Source organism: Jiangella ureilytica, from assembly GCF_004348545.1.
GTDB lineage: Bacteria > Actinomycetota > Actinomycetes > Jiangellales > Jiangellaceae > Jiangella > Jiangella ureilytica.
On sequence record NZ_SMKL01000067.1, the window covers coordinates 1 to 16,401 of the forward strand.

Here is a 16,401-nt window from a genome sequence, read left to right on the forward strand (position 1 = left end):
TCGTGTGATGTGTCCTTCCGCGAGAACCATTGGCGTGGTCTCGCTGACCATCACACGATGGCCTCCACACGCGTGGTCACCCACGCCGTCAGGCCCGACGAGTTACACCACAAGCGGGGACATCACCGCCTTCTGGCGGCGCCGAAGACGGTTGGCGATAGTGAAGACGGCCGGCGGCAGTGAGGTGGGCCGGGCGGCGGGCGGCTGCTATCGCGAGGAGGCACGTTCAGCGCCAGAGCGGGGGCAACTCCCTCCTGACGCTGCGCCGTCGGCGGGTCACTGCCGCCCTGGCCGTAGCACTCGCCCTCGACACCCGGCGAACGCCGCATCACGAGGCGTTGCCGCTCTTCCCCCGTCCTCCGTGATAGCTGCCCGTCAGGCCGTGTGCGTGCGGGTCAAGCGGTCCTCGATGGCGCGCAGCGCCCACTCGTCCGCTCGAGGCGCGCGTACGCGGCTCAGAGCATGGGGCAGCAGAGGGACGGGCAGCCCCGGCCAACTCGGCACGAGCACGGCCTCGGGCCCCCGGCGCAGGACGTCGGCTGCCAAGGTGGTGAGCCAGTCGGCCACGACCTGGGCCGTCACCGATCCCCTGCGGACCAGTGCGTCCGTCAGGCGGCGCGGGCGGTGCCGATGGCGACCAGTGCGGTGGTCAGGGCGAGCGCGGAGTCGTTGCCGCCGCCCTTGACCGCGAGGTCGGCCTCGGCGACCGCCCGGATGGCCTGGGACAGGCCGTTCGGCGTCCAGCCGCGCAGCTGGCCGCGGAGCACCCGGACCTTCCACGGCGGGATCCCCAGGTCGCGGGCGACGTCGGCGTCGCGCATACCGCGGGGGGCGCCGGCCAGACGGGCCAGCGACCGGAGCGACGTCGCGAGCGCACCGGTGACCAGCACGGGATCGGTGCCGGTCCCGAGGGCCCAGCGCAGCTGTTCGACCGCCTCGCCGGTCCTGCCTTCGACGGCGCGGTCGGCGACCACCCAGCCCTTGACTTCGGCCCGGCCCTCGAAGTACATCGACACCACCTGGCCGGTGACCTGGCCGTCCGGCGCGTCGGCCGCCAGCTGGCCGGCGGCCGAGGCGAGGCCGCGCAGGTCGCCGCCCACCGACTCGACCAGTTGCCGGGCTGCGTGCTCGTCGATGCGTCCGCCGCTGCGGCGCACCTCGGCCCGCACGAACGCGACCTGGTCGTCGGGGCGGGTGAGGCGCTCGGCGGCGACCTCGTGCACGCCGGCCTTGCGCAGCGCGGTGAGCAGCTTCTTGCCCTTGACGCCGCCCGGGTGCAGCAGCACGACGTGGATGTCCTCGATGGGCGACCTCACGTAGCCCACCAGGATGTCGCCGACCGCTTCGGTGACGTCTTGCACGTCGTTGACGATCAGGACCCGGCGGGTGGCGAACAGCGACGGGCTCACGTGCTCGGCCAGGCCGCCGGCGGTCAGCTCGGAGCCGGCGACCTGGGACACGTCGGCATCGGCGTCGGCGGCGCGCGCCGCCCGCACGACGGCGCCCGCGGCACGCTCGGCCAGCAGCAGCTCAGGGCCGAAGACGAGCGTGACCGGGACGAGGGGGTCGGTGGAGAGCGCAGCCATGTCGCGTCACAGCATGACACGTCCCACCGACACGGTCGCCGTCCGTTCGCCGATCGTCTCGGCACCGGTCGCGACCGCGGCCCGCCGGTCGCCACGCCCAGCCCGCCGTCGCCGGTGCGCAGGACGGCGATGCTGCCGTGCTCGTCGGTGCGGTAGACCCGCACGCCGTCCGCCTGGAGGGCGTCGAGCACCCGCCGCGACGGGTGTCCGTAGGTGTTCTCGCCGACGCTGACCAGGGCCAGGCGGGCGTCGACGCCGGTGAGGAGCTCGGTCTCCTGGTGCGGCGAACCGTGGTGCGCGACCTTGAGCACGTCGGCATCGAGCGCCGGCTCGGCCCGCAACAGCGCGCGTTGCGCCGACGGCTCGATGTCGCCGGTCAGCAGGATGCTGACGCCGTCGACGTCGGCCTCGATGACCAGGCTGCTGTTGTTGGACTCGGACTCCGGCGTCTCGGTGAGCCGCACCGGCCCGAGCACGTCGAGCGTCAGCCGCTCCCCCACGCGCAGCAGGTCGCCGGCGCGCGGCACCGTCACCGGGACGCCGGCCGCGGCGAGGCGACGGCGGACACCGTCGGCGGCCGCGGGCGGATCGTCGAGCGGCGACACCAGCGTGCGGCCGATCTCGCGACCGGCGAGGACGCCGGGCAGGCCGCCGACGTGGTCGGCGTGGAAGTGCGTGAGGACCAGCAGCGGCACCTGTCGCACGCCGAGGTCGTCGAGGCAGCGGCGGACGAACCGCGGCTCCGGCCCGGTGTCGACGACGACGGCGGACCGGTGGCCCGCGCGCAGGACGAGCGCGTCGCCCTGCCCGACGTCGCAGGCCACGACCAGCCAGCCGGCCGGCGGCCAGCCCGGGGTCGGGACCGTCTTGAGCAGGCCGACCACCAGCACCGTCCCGGCCGCGACCGTGACGAGCGGGCGGCGCAGCACCAGCGGGACGGCCAGCAGCGCGACGACCGCGAGCACGACGGCGATCACCACGCCCTCCGCGCCCGGCGGCCACGGGAGGACGGCGCCGGGCTGGCCGGCGAACCAGCGCGCGACGGCGGCGATCCACCACGCCGGCAGGGCCGCGAGCCAGGCCAGCACCGTCGCGACCGGCGCCGCGGCCGGGCTCACCACCGCGGCGGCCGCGCCGAACACCGTCGCCGGCGCCACCGCGGGAGCGGCCAGCAGGTTCGCCGGCAGCGCGGCGAGGCTGAGCTGCCCGGACAACCCGAGGACGATCGGCGTGCAGGCGACCTGCGCCGCCAGCGGCACCGCGACGGCGAGCGCCAGCGGCCGTGGCAGCCACGACAGCGACCGGGTCCACACCGGCACCAGCAGCAGGATGCCCGCCGTCGCCAGCACCGAGAGCGCGAACCCGGCGCTGCGGGCCAGCCACGGATCGACGAGCACGAGCGCGACGACCGCCGCGGCCAGCGACGGCAGCCCGCGCCGTCGCCCGGCCACCGCCAGCCCGACGACGGCGACCACGCCCATGGCGGCGGCCCGCAGGACGCTCGGCTCCGGCCGCGCGAGCAGGACGAACGCGAGGACGCAGACGATGCCGACGACCGGCAGGACGAAGCCGCGTACGCCGAGCAGACGGGCCAGTGCGAGCACGGCGATGAGGATCAGCGTGATGTTCGTGCCGGACACCGCGGTCAGGTGGGTCAACCCGGCGACCGTCATGGCGTCGCGGAGGTCGTCGGCGAGCAGCGATTCGTCGCCGATGACCAGGCCGGGCACCAGGCCGCGCGGGTCGGGCGGGACACCGGCGACCGCGTCGCGCAGCCCGGCCCGGAACGGCTCGGTGGCGCGGCTGGCAGCGCTCGGCGGGCCGGTCGCCTGCTTGTCCGGCCCGGTGTACGGGCGGAAGACGGCGGCGACGTCGTCGCGGGGATGGTCGGTGGACTCGAGACGGCCCTCGACCCGCACGTGCTGGCCGGGCAGGAGACCGGCCCAGGCGCGGTCGCCGCTCACCAGGAGGACGGGCACGCCGACGCGGTGGGTGGCGCCGCGGCCGGTGACCTGGCCGACCCGGATGCGCCCGACGACGTATTCGGTGGCGGCGGCCTCCTCGCCGGCCGGCCCGCCGCTGCGCAGGACCGGGTCGCGCTCGACGACGCCCTCGAGCTCGACGTGGGCTCCCGCGGCGGCGAGGTCGGTGACCGGGCCGTCCCAGACCGGGGCCGCCCTGGCCGCGCCGACGGCGAACCCGGCGACGAGGCAGAGGCTCGCGGCGACGAGCGCGCGGCGGCCGCTGGGTGTGAGCGGGGCACGGAGCAGGACGATGCCCGCGACGACGGATGCCGCCACGCAGCCGGCGAGCCCGCTGCGCCACGGAACGAGGACGCCCGCGAGCGCGCCGAGCCAGAGTCCGAGAGCGGCTGGGACCAGCCGCAGGTCCGGGCGCTCGGCCGGCTCCGGGGCGGGCGTGGGCGAGGTGGCGGCCGGCTCTGGGGCAGCACGCGCTGGGGCAGCAGGCGCTGGGGCGGTGGTCATACGGTGACCAGGGGCTCGAGCTGGGCGAACCGCTGCTCGCCGATGCCGGCGACCTCGCGCAGCTCGTCGACGGTGGTGAAGCGGCCGTTCTCGGCCCGCCAGGCGAGGATCCGGCCGGCGAGGGCGGGGCCGATGCCGGGCAGGGTCTCGAGCTCGGGGGCGGTCGCGGTGTTGAGGTTGATCGGCCCCGTCGGGGTGGGAGCCGGGGAGCCTGAGCCCGGTGGAGCAGCCGGCGGCGCGGCCTGGGGCGGCGGGTCGGCGGTGACGAGCACCTGCTCGCCGTCGGTGAGGACGCGGGCGAGGTTGATCGGCGTCAGGTCGGCCTCGGGCGTCGCTCCGCCGGCCGCCTCGATGGCGTCGACCACGCGGGAGCCGGCCGGCAGTTCGACGATGCCGGGACGCGCGACCAGCCCGGCCACGTGCACGACGATGGCGACGGCTGTGGTCGGCGTGGTCGGGTCGGGCGCGCCCGGGGTGCTCGGCGTGCCCGGCTCGTCCGGAGTGCCGGGCGGTGCGGACCCGGTAGCGACGGGGGTGCCGGTGGCGACCACCTCGGGCTCGATCGGGACGACCTCGGGGCGGGCGAGGAGGAAGAGCACGGTGGCGCCGATGAGGCCGACCAGCACCACGAGCACGATGACCGCGAGATGGGTGCGTTCGAGCCCCATGCGCGGCCGGACGGCGAGCGGCATGCGGTCCTTCAGCGCGTCGAGCCACTCCGGCGACCGAGCGGAGTCGCCCCCGCCGGCCGCCTCATCGGCCCGACGGGCGTCCGGTGCCGGCTCGTCCCACGGCGCCGGTTCGGTGGGCTCGGCGTCGCCGGGTGACGCCGCCTCCCGGCGCTGCCGCCGGGAGGCGGCGTGCCGCGGCCGGCCGGGCTCACTCCACGCATCGCCGGCCCCATCGGGCGGCGCGCTCGCCCAGCTACCGCCACCACCTGAGCCGCCCTCGATCCAGACACCGGTGTCGGCATCGGGCCCGCCCGGGCCACGCGGAGCGGCGCCCGTCAGCTGCGCCACCCGGGCGCGCGCGAGCGCCGCCGTCCGGTCGTCGGCGGGGCGGGAGCGCAGCGATCGCATGCCAGGGACGCTAGGCGGCACCACCGCCCGCCGCGACCGCCGGAACCGCCTTCTGTGGACAAGTGAACGAACTGGTCAGCGCTGTGGACAAGCGCTCAGGCCGACCCGGAGAGGGTGAGTTCGGCGACCGAGGGCGCGGCTCTCGGGCGCGTCCTGGGCCTGGGCCGCGTTGCCTCCCGACGCGGAGTCGGGGGTGTCGCTCCTCACGCCGGCCGCTCAGGTCACGCAGAACTCGTTGACCTCGGGTCGAGCAGGACCGTCCGAGCGTTCTCGGACTCGGTGACGGAGCCGGCCACCGTCGCGCCGGCGCCACCAGTTCGGCGGCCGTCGCCTCGGCCGCGGCGCGACGCTCCGCCGCGGCGCGACGCTCCGCCGCGGCGCGGGGCCCCGGGCGGCACCGCGCCGCCAGAGCCGTAACGCCGGGCCGCGGACGTCGAGGTGGGCGCGGTTTCGTGGCGCTCTTCGGCTCGGGCATCTTCTGGAACAGCATCCTCGGCAGCACGCCGCCCGGGTCGATGATGGGCGCCGGCGGTCTGTCACAGGTCCTCGGGAACTCCCAGGCCGCCAGCGCCTCCCAGGAGTCGAACCCGTCGGGCGGCGGCTCGAGCCGATACCGGAGCGCGAGCGCCCAGAACTCGGCCAGCCGCCGCACGTCGCGGCGCCGCACCGCGATGTCGAAGACCTCGCAAGCACGCGGCATGCCCGCACTTCCCGTCCGCCACCGACAAGGTCAGCGGGGACTGATCACCGCGGCCAGCATGCCAGGCCCCACATGAGCGCCGATGACCGCCCCGACCTCGGTCACCACCACCGACCCGGCCGACGGAAGCCGCTCGGCCAGGCGGGTGGCGAGCTCGTCGGCGCGGCGGGCGTTGTCGAGATGATGCACCGCCACATCCACACGGCCGCCACCGCTCGACGCGGACGCATCGAGCGCCCGCTCGACCGCCAGGTCTTCCAGCCGCGACCGTGCCCGCGCCGACGTGCGGACCTTCTCGAGCAGGTCGACCCAGCCGTCGCTCAGATGGAGCAGCGGCTTGATCGCCAGCGCCGTCCCCACCATGGCCGATGCCGCGCCCACCCGCCCGCCACGCCGCAGGTACTCCAGCGTGTCCACGTAGAAGAACGCCGACGACCGCACGGCCCGGTCGAGCGCCAGCGCCGCCACCTCGTCCGCCGTCAGCCCGCGCGAAGCCGCGTCGGCGGCCACCAGGACCGCGAACCCGAGCCCCATGCCGAGCGACCGGGAGTCGACCACGTGCACCGGGACCGGGGCGTCGCGCGCCGCCAGCCGGGCCGCGTCCGCCGTCCCCGAGAGGCTGCCGGACAGGTGCACCGACACGACGGCGGTACACCCGGACGCGGCGCAGGACTCATAGACGTCCAGGAACGTCCGCGGGCTCGGCCGCGACGTCGTCACCGGCACGTGCGCCCGCAGCGCCGCGGTGACCTCACGCGGCCCGAACGACGAGCCCGGCCCCTCCGACACCGCGACACCGTCGACGACCACCTGCAGCGGCACGACCCGGAGGCCCTGCGACTCCACGTCGCCGGCCGCCAGGTGTGCCGTCGAGTCGGTGACGACCGCGACCCGCCCCGTCAAGGGACGTCAGCCCGGGACGACGTTGACCAGCTTGGGCGCTCGGACGACGACCGTGCGCACCGGCCGTCCGTCCAGTGACCGCTGCACCGCCTCGGACTCCAGCGCCAGCGCGCGCAGGTCGTCCTCGCTGATCGACGGCGGCACCTCCAGCCGGTCGCGGACCTTGCCGGCGACCTGGACGACGCAGGTGACGGTCTCTTCGACCAGGTAGACGGGGTCGGCGACGGGGAACGGCTCGCGCACCAGCGACTCCGGGTGACCCAGCCGCGACCACAGCTCCTCGGCGACGTGCGGGGCGACGGGGGCCATCATCAGCACCAGCGCCTCGGCGGCCTCGCGGGGGACGGTGTCCAGCTTGGTCAGGTGGTTGTTCAGTTCGATCATGCGGGCGATGGCGGTGTTGAAGCGCATCGCCTCCATCTCGGTGCGGACGGCGTCGATGGTGCGGTGCAGGATCCGCCGCGTCTCGTCGTCGGCCGGGGCGGCGCCGACCACGACCTCGCCGGTCTGCTCGGAGACGACGTTGCGCCAAACCCGCTGTAGGAACCGCAGCGACCCGACGACGGCGCGGGTCTCCCAGGGCCGGGACAGGTCCAGCGGGCCCATGGACATCTCGTACACCCGGAAGGTGTCGGCGCCGTAGTCGCGGTACATGTCGTCGGGCGTGACCATGTTCTTCAGGCTCTTGCCCATCTTCCCGTACTCGCGGGTGACCGGCTCGCCCTCGAACGTGTACCCGTCGCCGTCCTCGACCACCTGGTCGGCCGGCACGTACTGGCCGCGGGAGTCGACGTAGGCGTAGGCCTGGATGTAGCCCTGGTTGAACAGCTTGTGGAACGGCTCCTCACTGGACACGTGACCCAGGTCGAACAGCACCTTGTGCCAGAACCGGGCGTACAGCAGGTGCAGGACGGCGTGCTCGACACCGCCGATGTACAGGTCGACGCCTCCCGCGTCGCCGTCGCCGTGCGGGCCCATCCAGTACCGCTCGACCTCGGGGTCGACCAGGCGCTCAGTGTTGGTGGGGTCCAGGTAGCGCAGCTCGTACCAGCACGAACCGGCCCAGTTGGGCATCGTGTTGGTGTCGCGGCGGTAGCGCTTCGGGCCGTCGCCCAGGTCCAGCTCGACCTCGACCCACTCGGGGACGCGGGCCAGCGGCGGCTCCGGCTCGGTGTCGGCGGCGTCGGGCGGGTACGTGCGCGGCGAGTAGTCGGGCACCTCGGGCAGGTCGACCGGCAGCAGGTGGTCGGGGATGGCGAAGGGCTGGTCGTTCTCGTCGTAGACGACGGGGAACGGCTCGCCCCAGTAGCGCTGCCGGCTGAACAGCCAGTCGCGCAGCCGGTAGGTGATGGTGCCCTCGCCGGCGCCCTTCGACTCCAGCCAGGCGATGATGGCGGCCTTGGCCTCGGTGACGCCCAGGCCGTCCAGCGAGATCTCGTCGTTGGCGGAGTTCACCGCCGGGCCCTCGCCCGTGTACGCCTCGCCGTCGAAGTCCGCGGGCGGCTGCACCGTCCGGATGATCGGCAGCTCGAACCGCGTCGCGAACTCCCAGTCGCGCTCGTCCTGGCCGGGCACCGCCATGATGGCGCCGGTGCCGTAGCCCATCAGCACGTAGTCGGCGACGAACACCGGGATGCGGGCGCCGTTGACCGGGTTGACGGCGAACGAGCCGGTGAACACGCCGGTCTTCTCGCGGCCCTCCGTCTGCCGCTCGACCTCGGTCTTCGCGCTGGCCTCGGCACGATAGGCGGCGACCGCGTCAGCCGGGGTCGCGTGCCCCCCGATCCACGCCGGCTTCGCCTCGGACGGCCACGACGACGGCGTCAGCGCGTCGACCAGCGGGTGCTCGGGCGCCACCACCATGAACGTGGCGCCGAACAGGGTGTCGGGGCGGGTGGTGAAGACCTCCAGGTCGCCGGCGTCGGTGGCGAACCGGACGTTGGCGCCCGTGGAACGGCCGATCCAGTTGCGCTGCATCGTCTTGACCTTGTCGGGCCAGTCGATGCGCTCCAGGTCGTCGATCAGGCGGTCGGCGTACGCGGTGATGCGCATCATCCACTGCCGCAGGCTGCGCTTGAAGACCGGGAAGTTGCCGCGCTCGCTGCGGCCGTCGGCGGTGACCTCTTCGTTCGCCAGCACCGTCCCCAGCCCGGGACACCAGTTGACCGGCGACTCGGACACGTACGCCAGCCGGTGCTCGTCGACGATGCGCCGCTGCTCGACGGCGTCCAGGTCGCCCCACGCGCGACCACCCGGCACCGGCCGCTCGCCGCTCTGGAAGGCCGCGACCAGCTCCGCGATGGGCCGCGCCCGGCCCCGTCCGCCGTCGGCCGCCTCGTCGTACCAGGACTCGAAGATCTGCAGGAAGATCCACTGCGTCCAGCGGACGTAGCCGGGGTCGATGGTCGCGAAGGTGCGGCGGTTGTCGTGCGCCAGCCCCAGCCGGCGCAGCTGCCGGCGCATGGTGGCGATGTTCTCTTCGGTGGTCTTGCGCGGGTGCTGCCCCGTCTGGACGGCGTACTGCTCGGCCGGCAGCCCGAACGCGTCGTAGGCCAGCGCGTGCAGCACGTTGTCGCCCTGCATGCGGCGGTAGCGGCCGTACACGTCGGTGGCGATGTACCCCAGGGGGTGGCCGACGTGCAGCCCCTTGCCGGACGGGTACGGGAACATGTCCATGACGAAGAACTTCTTCGCCGGCAGGTCGGTGCCGGGCTCGGCCAGCGGGCCGGACGGGTTGGGGGCGTTGAACGTGCCCTCGTGCTCCCAGCGGTCCTGCCAGCGCTGCTCGATCTGGCCGGCCACCTCCGCGGTGTAGCGGTAGGGCGCGTCGTCGGCCGGCGTCGACATCGCACTGGTGTGCGTCTGGCTCATCGGAATTCGTCCCTCATCTGTGGATGTCAGGCCCGGAACACCAGGCCCCCAACAAGAAGAGACCCCTCACGCAGGAGGGGTCAGCCGCGCCGACGTGACGCCGCTGGAGGGCGTCCGCTACCAGTCAGCGCGGCCCGATAAGGAGCAGCAGGCCTCGCACAAGGTCAGGATAGCGCACTCGTCTCCTACCGGCCCTGAGAAGCCGCCCCTAAGGTGGCGCCATGGACGTCCCGGGCTGGGTATGGGTGCCGACGGTGGCGGGGATCGTCGCGCTGCTGGTGTTCGACTACGTGTTCCACGTGCGCCGGGCGCACGTGCCGACGCTGCGCGAGGCGGCGGTGTGGTCGGCGCTGTACGTCGGCATCGCCGTGGCGTTCGGCGTGGGTGTGCTGGTCGTCGGCGGCACCACCATGGGCGCGGAGTACTTCGCCGGCTACATCACCGAGAAGGCGCTGTCGGTCGACAACCTCTTCGTGTTCCTGGTCATCCTGCACAGCTTCCGCGTGCCCCGCGAGCACCAGCAGAAGGCGCTGCTGTTCGGCATCACGTTCTCGCTGATCGCGCGGACGGGCCTGATCTTCGTCGGGTCGGCGCTGATCAACACGTTCGCCTGGGTGTTCTACCTGTTCGGGCTGATCCTGCTGATCACCGCGGGCAACACGCTCAAGCCCCGCGGCGGCGAACCCGACGAGGGCGAGAACATCGCCGTCCGCACGGCTCGGCGGCTCTTCCACACCAGCGAGTCCTACGACGGCGGCCGGCTGTACACCGAGCGCGACGGCCGCCGGGCGATGACCCCGATGCTGCTCGTCATGGTGGCGCTGGCCGGCACCGACGTGCTGTTCGCGCTGGACTCGATCCCGGCGATCTTCGGCCTCACCCAGAACGTGTACCTGGTCTTCACCGCCGTCGCGTTCTCGCTGCTCGGACTGCGCCAGCTGTACTTCCTCATCGACGGCCTGCTCGACCGGCTGATCTACCTGGCGTACGGGCTGGCCGCGATCCTGGCCTTCATCGGCGTGCGGCTCATCCTGCACGCGCTGCACGAGAACAACCTGCCGTTCGTCAACAACGGCCAGCCCGTCGAGGTGGCCGAGATCACTACCGGGCTGTCGCTGACGGTGATCGTGTCGGTCCTCGTCGTGACGGTGCTCGCGTCGCTGTTCAGCCACACCGGCCGGGCGCAGACGGCGATCGCCAACGCCCGCCGGCACGCGACGGCCTATCTCGACTCCGAGTACACCGCCGACCCCGCCGAGCGGGAGCGGATCTTCCAGTGCCTCGTGGACGAGAAGGTCGAGATCGTGAAGCTCGGACCGAAGTACAAGCAGATGGCCCGCGACGCCGACGGCCTGCTCGACCTGGTGGAGCAGGCGCACGCGCGCCACGACGCCGCGGTCGCCCGGGGTGAGGCCCCCGCCGCCCGCAGCTGACGCCGTCGCCGATCGGTCGCCGGTCAGAAGACGAGGTACCAGCGGTCCCAGAACTCGATGGTGATGAGGATCGCGATGATGAGGAACCAGACGGTGACGATGAGGCCGCGGCTCTCGACGACGGCCCGGCGCAGCCACCCGGGCGCCTTGAGGTGTCCCTCGGAGAGGGTATAGCCCGTCGTGTAGACGAAGATCGGGATGGTGACGACCCACACGACCATGCAGTAGGGGCACAGCGCGCCGATGTAGTACGTGGTCTGGGTGAACAGCCAGGTGACGAACGTGGCGCCGGCCAGCGCGCCGGCGTTGAGGCCGAGCCAGAACCAGCGCGGCAGCGTCGCGCCCGTGAGCGCGACCACGCCGGCCGTGACGACGACGGGGAACGCCGCGACGCCGATGACGGGGTTGGGGAAGCCGAACAGCGACCCCTGCCAGCTGTCCATGACCGTGCCGCAGGTGAGGACGGGATTGAAGCTGCACGACGGCGTGTAGCCGGGGTCCTGCAGGACCCGGACGCGCTCGATGATCAGCATCGCCGAGGCCCAGACGCCGATCGCTCCGCCGATGGTGAGCAGCCAGCCGAGGACCTTGATCGAGGCCCGCGTCTCAGGCAGCTCGAACTCGGTGTCCTCGAGGTGTTCCTTCTCCTGCACGGCCATGAGTCACCCGGTGATGATCGTAGGTATCCAACGGACCATCAACGTACGCTACCCGCCTGGCGTGCCCGACGACAGATCACGAATCGGTCCCGCACCGCCGGTGGTATGCGAAGATTGCGCCAATCCACCGGTCCGGGCGACATCGATCGGACAGCCCGCCCGCGGCCGCCGTCGGCCGCCGTCGTGACCGTGGCCGCATTGCTCGTGGTGCTGGCGCCGGCCGCCGGCCCGGTCGACGTCCAGGAGCCCGGCTGGCCCGGCAGTGGGCGCTCACCCGACCCCGGACTGATCACGTTCACCACCCGATTCCCTGCCCCACCAGGCCTGCAGCCCTCATGATGCTAGGGCGATCCTCGTGACGCCGTCAGGATTCGGCGGAAAGCGATTGCCGCCCTACACCACGAGGATCACCCGAGCGTCACCACGGCTGCAGGCCTGGTGCGACACGGGATTCCGTGGTGAACGTGATCATTCCGGGGGCGGCGGGCGGGGTCAGGGATGGGCGCAGCGGTCGTCGACCAGGACCTCGACCGAGGTGTCGGCGGTGACGACGCACGACGGCGGCAGGACGAACCAGCGCAGCGCCTCGAAGTCCGCGGACAGCCCGGTCGGCCCTTCCTCGAGGACGTCGGGCCGCGACGCCAGCACCGTCCGCGCGTCGTCGAGGTGGGTGGCCAGCATCTCCTCGCCCACCCGCTCGTGCCGCTCGGCGCCGACCAGCAGGCCCTGCGCGTCGTAGTGCAGCCCGGTGAGCCGGACCGGCGGGCGCGACGTGCCCTCGCGGTGCCGCCAGAGGCCGGTGTGCGGGTCGAACCCGTAGTCGGGCAGCAGCCGGTACCCGTCGGCGGCGATCAGCGCGACCGCGTCGACCAGGTAGTCGCGCACGGTGTCGGAGATGAAGTAGTTGAAGTTCAGCCGGGTCCAGCCGGGCTTGATGCCCTCGCAGCCGACGCCGACCACGTCGCGGAACCCGCGGGACTCCGCCGGGCCGACCGACAGCAGCCGGTGGCCGTACGGCCCCGCGCACGAGCAGCCGCCGCGGGCCTGGATGCCGAAGAGGTCGTTGAGCAGGGCGACGACGAAGTTGTGGTGCAGGAACCGCTCTCCGTGGCGGATGCGGAAGGACACGATTGGCAGCCGCGGCACGTCGCGGTTGCCGAGCACGTCGATCTGCGGCACGTCCTGCCAGCGCCGCAGCGCGTGCCGCCACAGGGCCTCTTCACGCTCCTGGATGAGGTCGGTGCCGACGGCGTCCTTGAGCCCGAACACCAGACCGGCGCGGATCGACTCGACGATGGCCGGGGTGCCGCCCTCTTCGCGGGCGACGGGGTCGTCGAGGTAGCGGTGCTCGTCAGGACTGACGAACTCGACGGTGCCGCCGCCGGGCACCGTCGGGACCTGGTTCTGCACCAGCGCGGCGTCGACGACGAGCACGCCGGGGGTCTGCGGGCCGCCGACGAACTTGTGCGGCGACAGGAAGATCGCGTCCTTGTGGTCGCCGGCGCCGGCGGCGCTCTCGGCCATGCGGATCGGGACGTAGGGCGCGGCGGCGGCATAGTCCCAGAACGACAGCGCGCCGTGCTCGTGCAGCAACGCCGCGATGGGCTCGGTGTTCGTCAGCACGCCGGTGACGTTGGACGCGGCGGAGAAGCTGCCGATGCGCAGCGGTCGGTCGGCGTGGGCGCGCAGCAACCGGTCCAGCTGCGCGAGGTCGATGTGGCCGTCGGCGTCGGTGTCGACGGCGACGACGTCGGCGATGGTCTCGCGCCAGGGCAGCTCGTTGGAGTGGTGCTCGTACGGCCCGACGAACACGACCGGCCGGCTCGCCGGGACGTCGTAGACGACGCCGTGACGCTTGGGCGCGCCGGCCGGGATCCGCAGCTCGAGGATGGCGATGAGCTTGTTGACGGCGGACGTGGCGCCGGACCCGGTGAATATCACGAGGTGGTCCTCGGTGCCGCCGACCGACGTGCGGATGGTGCGCCGGGCGTCCTCGCGCAGCAGCGTCGTCTGCAGCCCGGTGCCGGAGCTCTCGGTGTGGGTGTTGGCGTAGAGCGGGAGCACCTGCTCGCGGACGAAGTCCTCGATGAAGTCGAGCGACCGCCCCGACGCGGTGTAGTCGGCGTAGGTCATGCGGCGGGCACCGTAAGGCCCGTGCAGCACCTCGCCCTCGCCGATGATGCCGCTGCGGATCCGCTCGATCAGCGACGTCGCGACCATCCGGTCCCCCTCTCCCCGTCGGTCCAGCATGCACCCTCGACGCCCCGTCCGGCACCCGAGAGGGCCATGCCATACGTTTCGTGACTTCTTGGTGGCCAACGGGCGAATGTTTACCTACGCTGTGACACCACGTTCGTGCCCCCTGGCGGAGGGAGCCACCGATGCCCGACCACGACGACGGCCCCGGCCCGCGGCGGTTGCTCCCGCTGCTCGACAGCGCGCGTGGCGGCCGCAGCGCCATGACGTGCCGGTACCGCTGCGCCGATGCCTGCGCCCACGAGCCGCCCAACACCAGCGACAACGCCTACTTCGGCGACGTGGTCGAGGCCGCCGTCAGCCGGCGAGGACTGCTCCGCGGCGGTGCCGCCGCTGCCGCCGTCGTCGTCGGATCGGGGGCCGCGAGCACGCTCGCCGCCGGCACGCTCGCCGCCGCGTCGGAGGATTCCGCCGCCGCCACCCGGCCGCCCAGTCAGCCCAGGCCGGACCACCCCGGCGGACCCGAGTACGGCCGCCCGGTCGGCTTCCGTCCGGTCGGCGACAACACGGTCGACGCCGTCGTCGTCCCGAACGGCTACGACTGGTCGGTGACCATCGCATGGGGCGAGCCCGTGCTGCGCGGCGCGCCGGAGTTCGACTTCGACCACCAGACCGCGGCAGCCCAGCGCGAGCAGTTCGGCTACAACTGCGACTTCGTGGCCGTCTACCCGCTGGACCGCCGCTTCGACCGCGCCCTGCTCTGGGTCAACCACGAGTACACCAACGAGGAGCTGATGTTCCGCGGCTGGACCGGCGCGGCCGGCGCCACCGTGGAGCAGTTGCGCATCGCCATGGCCGCGCACGGCGGGTCGATCGTCGAGATCGAGCGGGCCGGCGACACCGGCGAGTGGCGTCCGGCCGGCGGCAGCCGGCGGCACAACCGGCGCATCCACACCGGCACCCGGTTCCGCGTCACCGGACCGGCGGCGGGCAGCCCGTTGCTGCGCACCAGCGCCGATCCCGCGGGCACCACCGTCCTCGGCATGCTGAACAACTGCGCCGGCGGCACCACGCCGTGGGGCACCGTCCTCACCGGCGAAGAGAACGTCAACCAGTACTTCGGCGCGTCGGCGCCGGTCACGGACCCGACCGTCGCGGCCCGCTACGCCCGCTACGGCATCCGCACCACCGCGGGCACCGAGCGCGCCTGGGAGCGCGCCGACCCGCGCTTCGACGTCGCCCGCGAGCCGAACGAGCCGAACCGGTTCGGCTGGGTCTGCCAGATCGACCCGTACGACCCGCGATCGACCCCGCAGAAGCTCACCGCCCTGGGCCGGTTCAAGCACGAGGGCGCGACGACGGCACTGACGGCGGACGGGCGGGTCGCGGTCTACATGGGCGACGACGAGCGGTTCGAGTACGTGTACAAGTTCGTGTCGTCCGGCCGGTTCCGCACCGGCGGCTCGACCCGTGATCGGCGGCACAACCTGGCCTTGCTCGAGGACGGCGATCTCTACGTGGCGCGGTTCACCGGCGACAGCCCGCCCGCGGAGATCGACGGCTCCGGCCGGCTGCCCTCCGACGGGCTGTTCGACGGCACCGGCCAATGGCTGCCGCTGGTCGTCGGCGGCGAGAGCACGATCGACGGCATGAGCGTCGAGGAGGTGCTGGTCCTCACTCGGCTGGCCGCCGACCGCGCCGGCGCCACCAAGATGGACCGCCCCGAGGACGTCGAGCCGCATCCCGTCACCGGCACCGTGTTCATGGCGCTGACCAACAATGACCGCCGCACCCCCGCCCAGGCCGACGAGGCCAACCCGCGGGCCACCAATCGGTGGGGCCACGTCCTCGCGCTCGACGAGGACGGCGGCGACGCGGCGGCCCTGGCCTTCACGTGGTCGCTCGTGCTGGTGGCCGGCGACCCCGACGACCCGTCGACCTACTACGCGGGGTTCGACAAGTCGCAGGTCAGCATGATCAGCTGCCCCGACAACGTCGCGTTCGACCCGTCCGGCCGGCTCTGGCTCGCCACCGACGGCATGCCCGCCTCGGTCGGCGTCAACGACGGCATGTTCGTCCTCCCCCTCGACGGCGACGACGCCGGCCACCTGCGCCGCTTCGCCTCCGTCCCGGTGGGCGCGGAGTGCTGCGGCCCCTGCATCACGCCCGACGGCCGCACCGCGCTGATCGCCGTCCAGCACCCCGGCGAGGAGGACGGCGCCACGCCCGACAACCCCGCCTCGACCTTCCCCTACGGCGACCAGCCGCGGCCGTCCGTCGTCACCGTCTGGCGGACCAGTCCCACGGGTGGGCCCTTCATCGGCGACTGAGCGGCGCACGAACCCAGGAGCCCGGGGTGGGAGGGGGGCCGGCGCCCCTCGTCCGCGGCGCCGGCCCCGTCCCGCCCCGGCGCGGGCTCCAGCCGGTGGCCGGCGCCCGCCGGCTACGAGGACGCCAGTCATGGCCGATCACTCTCGGCAAACATGCT

At 73.3% G+C, this 16,401-nt stretch carries 11 protein-coding genes; 3 read left to right on the forward strand and 8 right to left on the reverse strand.

Going from position 1 to position 16,401, the window contains the following annotated elements:
- Window positions 1-183: hypothetical protein (locus E1212_RS30130; protein WP_203417124.1), on the forward strand; the 183-nt coding region annotated here is incomplete at its 5' end.
- 192 nt (window positions 184-375) lie between these two features.
- Here the strand turns inward: E1212_RS30130 and E1212_RS23055 are convergent.
- The 6 genes from E1212_RS23055 to leuS form a co-directional block, all read right to left on the reverse strand.
- Window positions 376-582 (reverse strand): hypothetical protein, encoded by a 207-nt coding sequence (locus E1212_RS23055; protein ID WP_131986828.1) that lies wholly within the window; start codon window positions 580-582, stop codon window positions 376-378.
- Window positions 583-608: 26 nt separating this feature from the next.
- Window positions 609-1,529 (reverse strand): DNA polymerase III subunit delta, encoded by a 921-nt coding sequence (holA, locus tag E1212_RS23060; protein ID WP_238992452.1) that lies wholly within the window; start codon window positions 1,527-1,529, stop codon window positions 609-611.
- Window positions 1,433-4,072, reverse strand: coding sequence for a DNA internalization-related competence protein ComEC/Rec2 (locus tag E1212_RS30575; protein ID WP_131986832.1), 2,640 nt, complete (start codon window positions 4,070-4,072; stop codon window positions 1,433-1,435). Before E1212_RS30575 ends, holA begins: the two co-directional genes overlap by 97 nt.
- Window positions 4,069-5,151: a ComEA family DNA-binding protein gene (locus E1212_RS30135; RefSeq protein WP_203417125.1), complete on the reverse strand. Its 1,083-nt coding sequence runs from the start codon at window positions 5,149-5,151 to the stop codon at window positions 4,069-4,071. Before E1212_RS30135 ends, E1212_RS30575 begins: the two co-directional genes overlap by 4 nt.
- Window positions 5,152-5,881: 730 nt before the next feature.
- Window positions 5,882-6,754 carry a DegV family protein gene (locus E1212_RS23075; protein ID WP_131986834.1) on the reverse strand — a complete coding sequence of 291 codons (873 nt, stop codon included), beginning with the start codon at window positions 6,752-6,754 and terminating at the stop codon, window positions 5,882-5,884.
- A 6-nt stretch (window positions 6,755-6,760) separates the two neighbouring features.
- Window positions 6,761-9,625: a leucine--tRNA ligase gene (gene leuS, locus E1212_RS23080; protein WP_131986836.1), complete on the reverse strand. Its 2,865-nt coding sequence runs from the start codon at window positions 9,623-9,625 to the stop codon at window positions 6,761-6,763.
- 221 nt (window positions 9,626-9,846) lie between these two features.
- Here leuS and E1212_RS23085 point away from each other — a divergent pair, with 221 nt between their 5' ends.
- Window positions 9,847-11,058, forward strand: coding sequence for a TerC/Alx family metal homeostasis membrane protein (locus tag E1212_RS23085; protein ID WP_131986838.1), 1,212 nt, complete (start codon window positions 9,847-9,849; stop codon window positions 11,056-11,058).
- Window positions 11,059-11,081: 23 nt separating this feature from the next.
- On the opposite strand, the gene E1212_RS23090 is transcribed toward E1212_RS23085, so the two are convergent.
- On the reverse strand, window positions 11,082-11,717 hold the full coding sequence (locus E1212_RS23090) for a vitamin K epoxide reductase family protein (RefSeq protein ID WP_131986840.1): 636 nt from the start codon (window positions 11,715-11,717) through the stop codon (window positions 11,082-11,084).
- 492 nt (window positions 11,718-12,209) lie between these two features.
- Entirely contained in the window at window positions 12,210-13,937 is a 1,728-nt protein-coding gene (locus E1212_RS23095; protein ID WP_131986842.1) for an aminotransferase class V-fold PLP-dependent enzyme, read from the reverse strand.
- A 161-nt stretch (window positions 13,938-14,098) separates the two neighbouring features.
- On the opposite strand from E1212_RS23095, the gene E1212_RS23100 reads away from it, so the two are divergent.
- The gene (locus tag E1212_RS23100) at window positions 14,099-16,243 is read left to right on the forward strand and encodes a PhoX family protein (protein ID WP_131986844.1); all 2,145 of its coding nucleotides are present in this window, start codon (window positions 14,099-14,101) and stop codon (window positions 16,241-16,243) included.
- The last annotated feature ends 158 nt before the right edge of the window (window positions 16,244-16,401 follow it).

Coding starts and splice junctions, on each gene's coding strand:
- E1212_RS30575 (WP_131986832.1), bottom strand. CDS start 4,072: ATGACCACCGCCCCAGCGCCTGCTGCCCCAGCGCGTGCTGCCCCAGAG.
- E1212_RS30135 (WP_203417125.1), bottom strand. CDS start 5,151: ATGCGATCGCTGCGCTCCCGCCCCGCCGACGACCGGACGGCGGCGCTC.
- leuS (WP_131986836.1), bottom strand. CDS start 9,625: ATGAGCCAGACGCACACCAGTGCGATGTCGACGCCGGCCGACGACGCG.
- E1212_RS23085 (WP_131986838.1), top strand. CDS start 9,847: ATGGACGTCCCGGGCTGGGTATGGGTGCCGACGGTGGCGGGGATCGTC.
- E1212_RS23090 (WP_131986840.1), bottom strand. CDS start 11,717: ATGGCCGTGCAGGAGAAGGAACACCTCGAGGACACCGAGTTCGAGCTG.
- E1212_RS23095 (WP_131986842.1), bottom strand. CDS start 13,937: ATGGTCGCGACGTCGCTGATCGAGCGGATCCGCAGCGGCATCATCGGC.
- E1212_RS23100 (WP_131986844.1), top strand. CDS start 14,099: ATGCCCGACCACGACGACGGCCCCGGCCCGCGGCGGTTGCTCCCGCTG.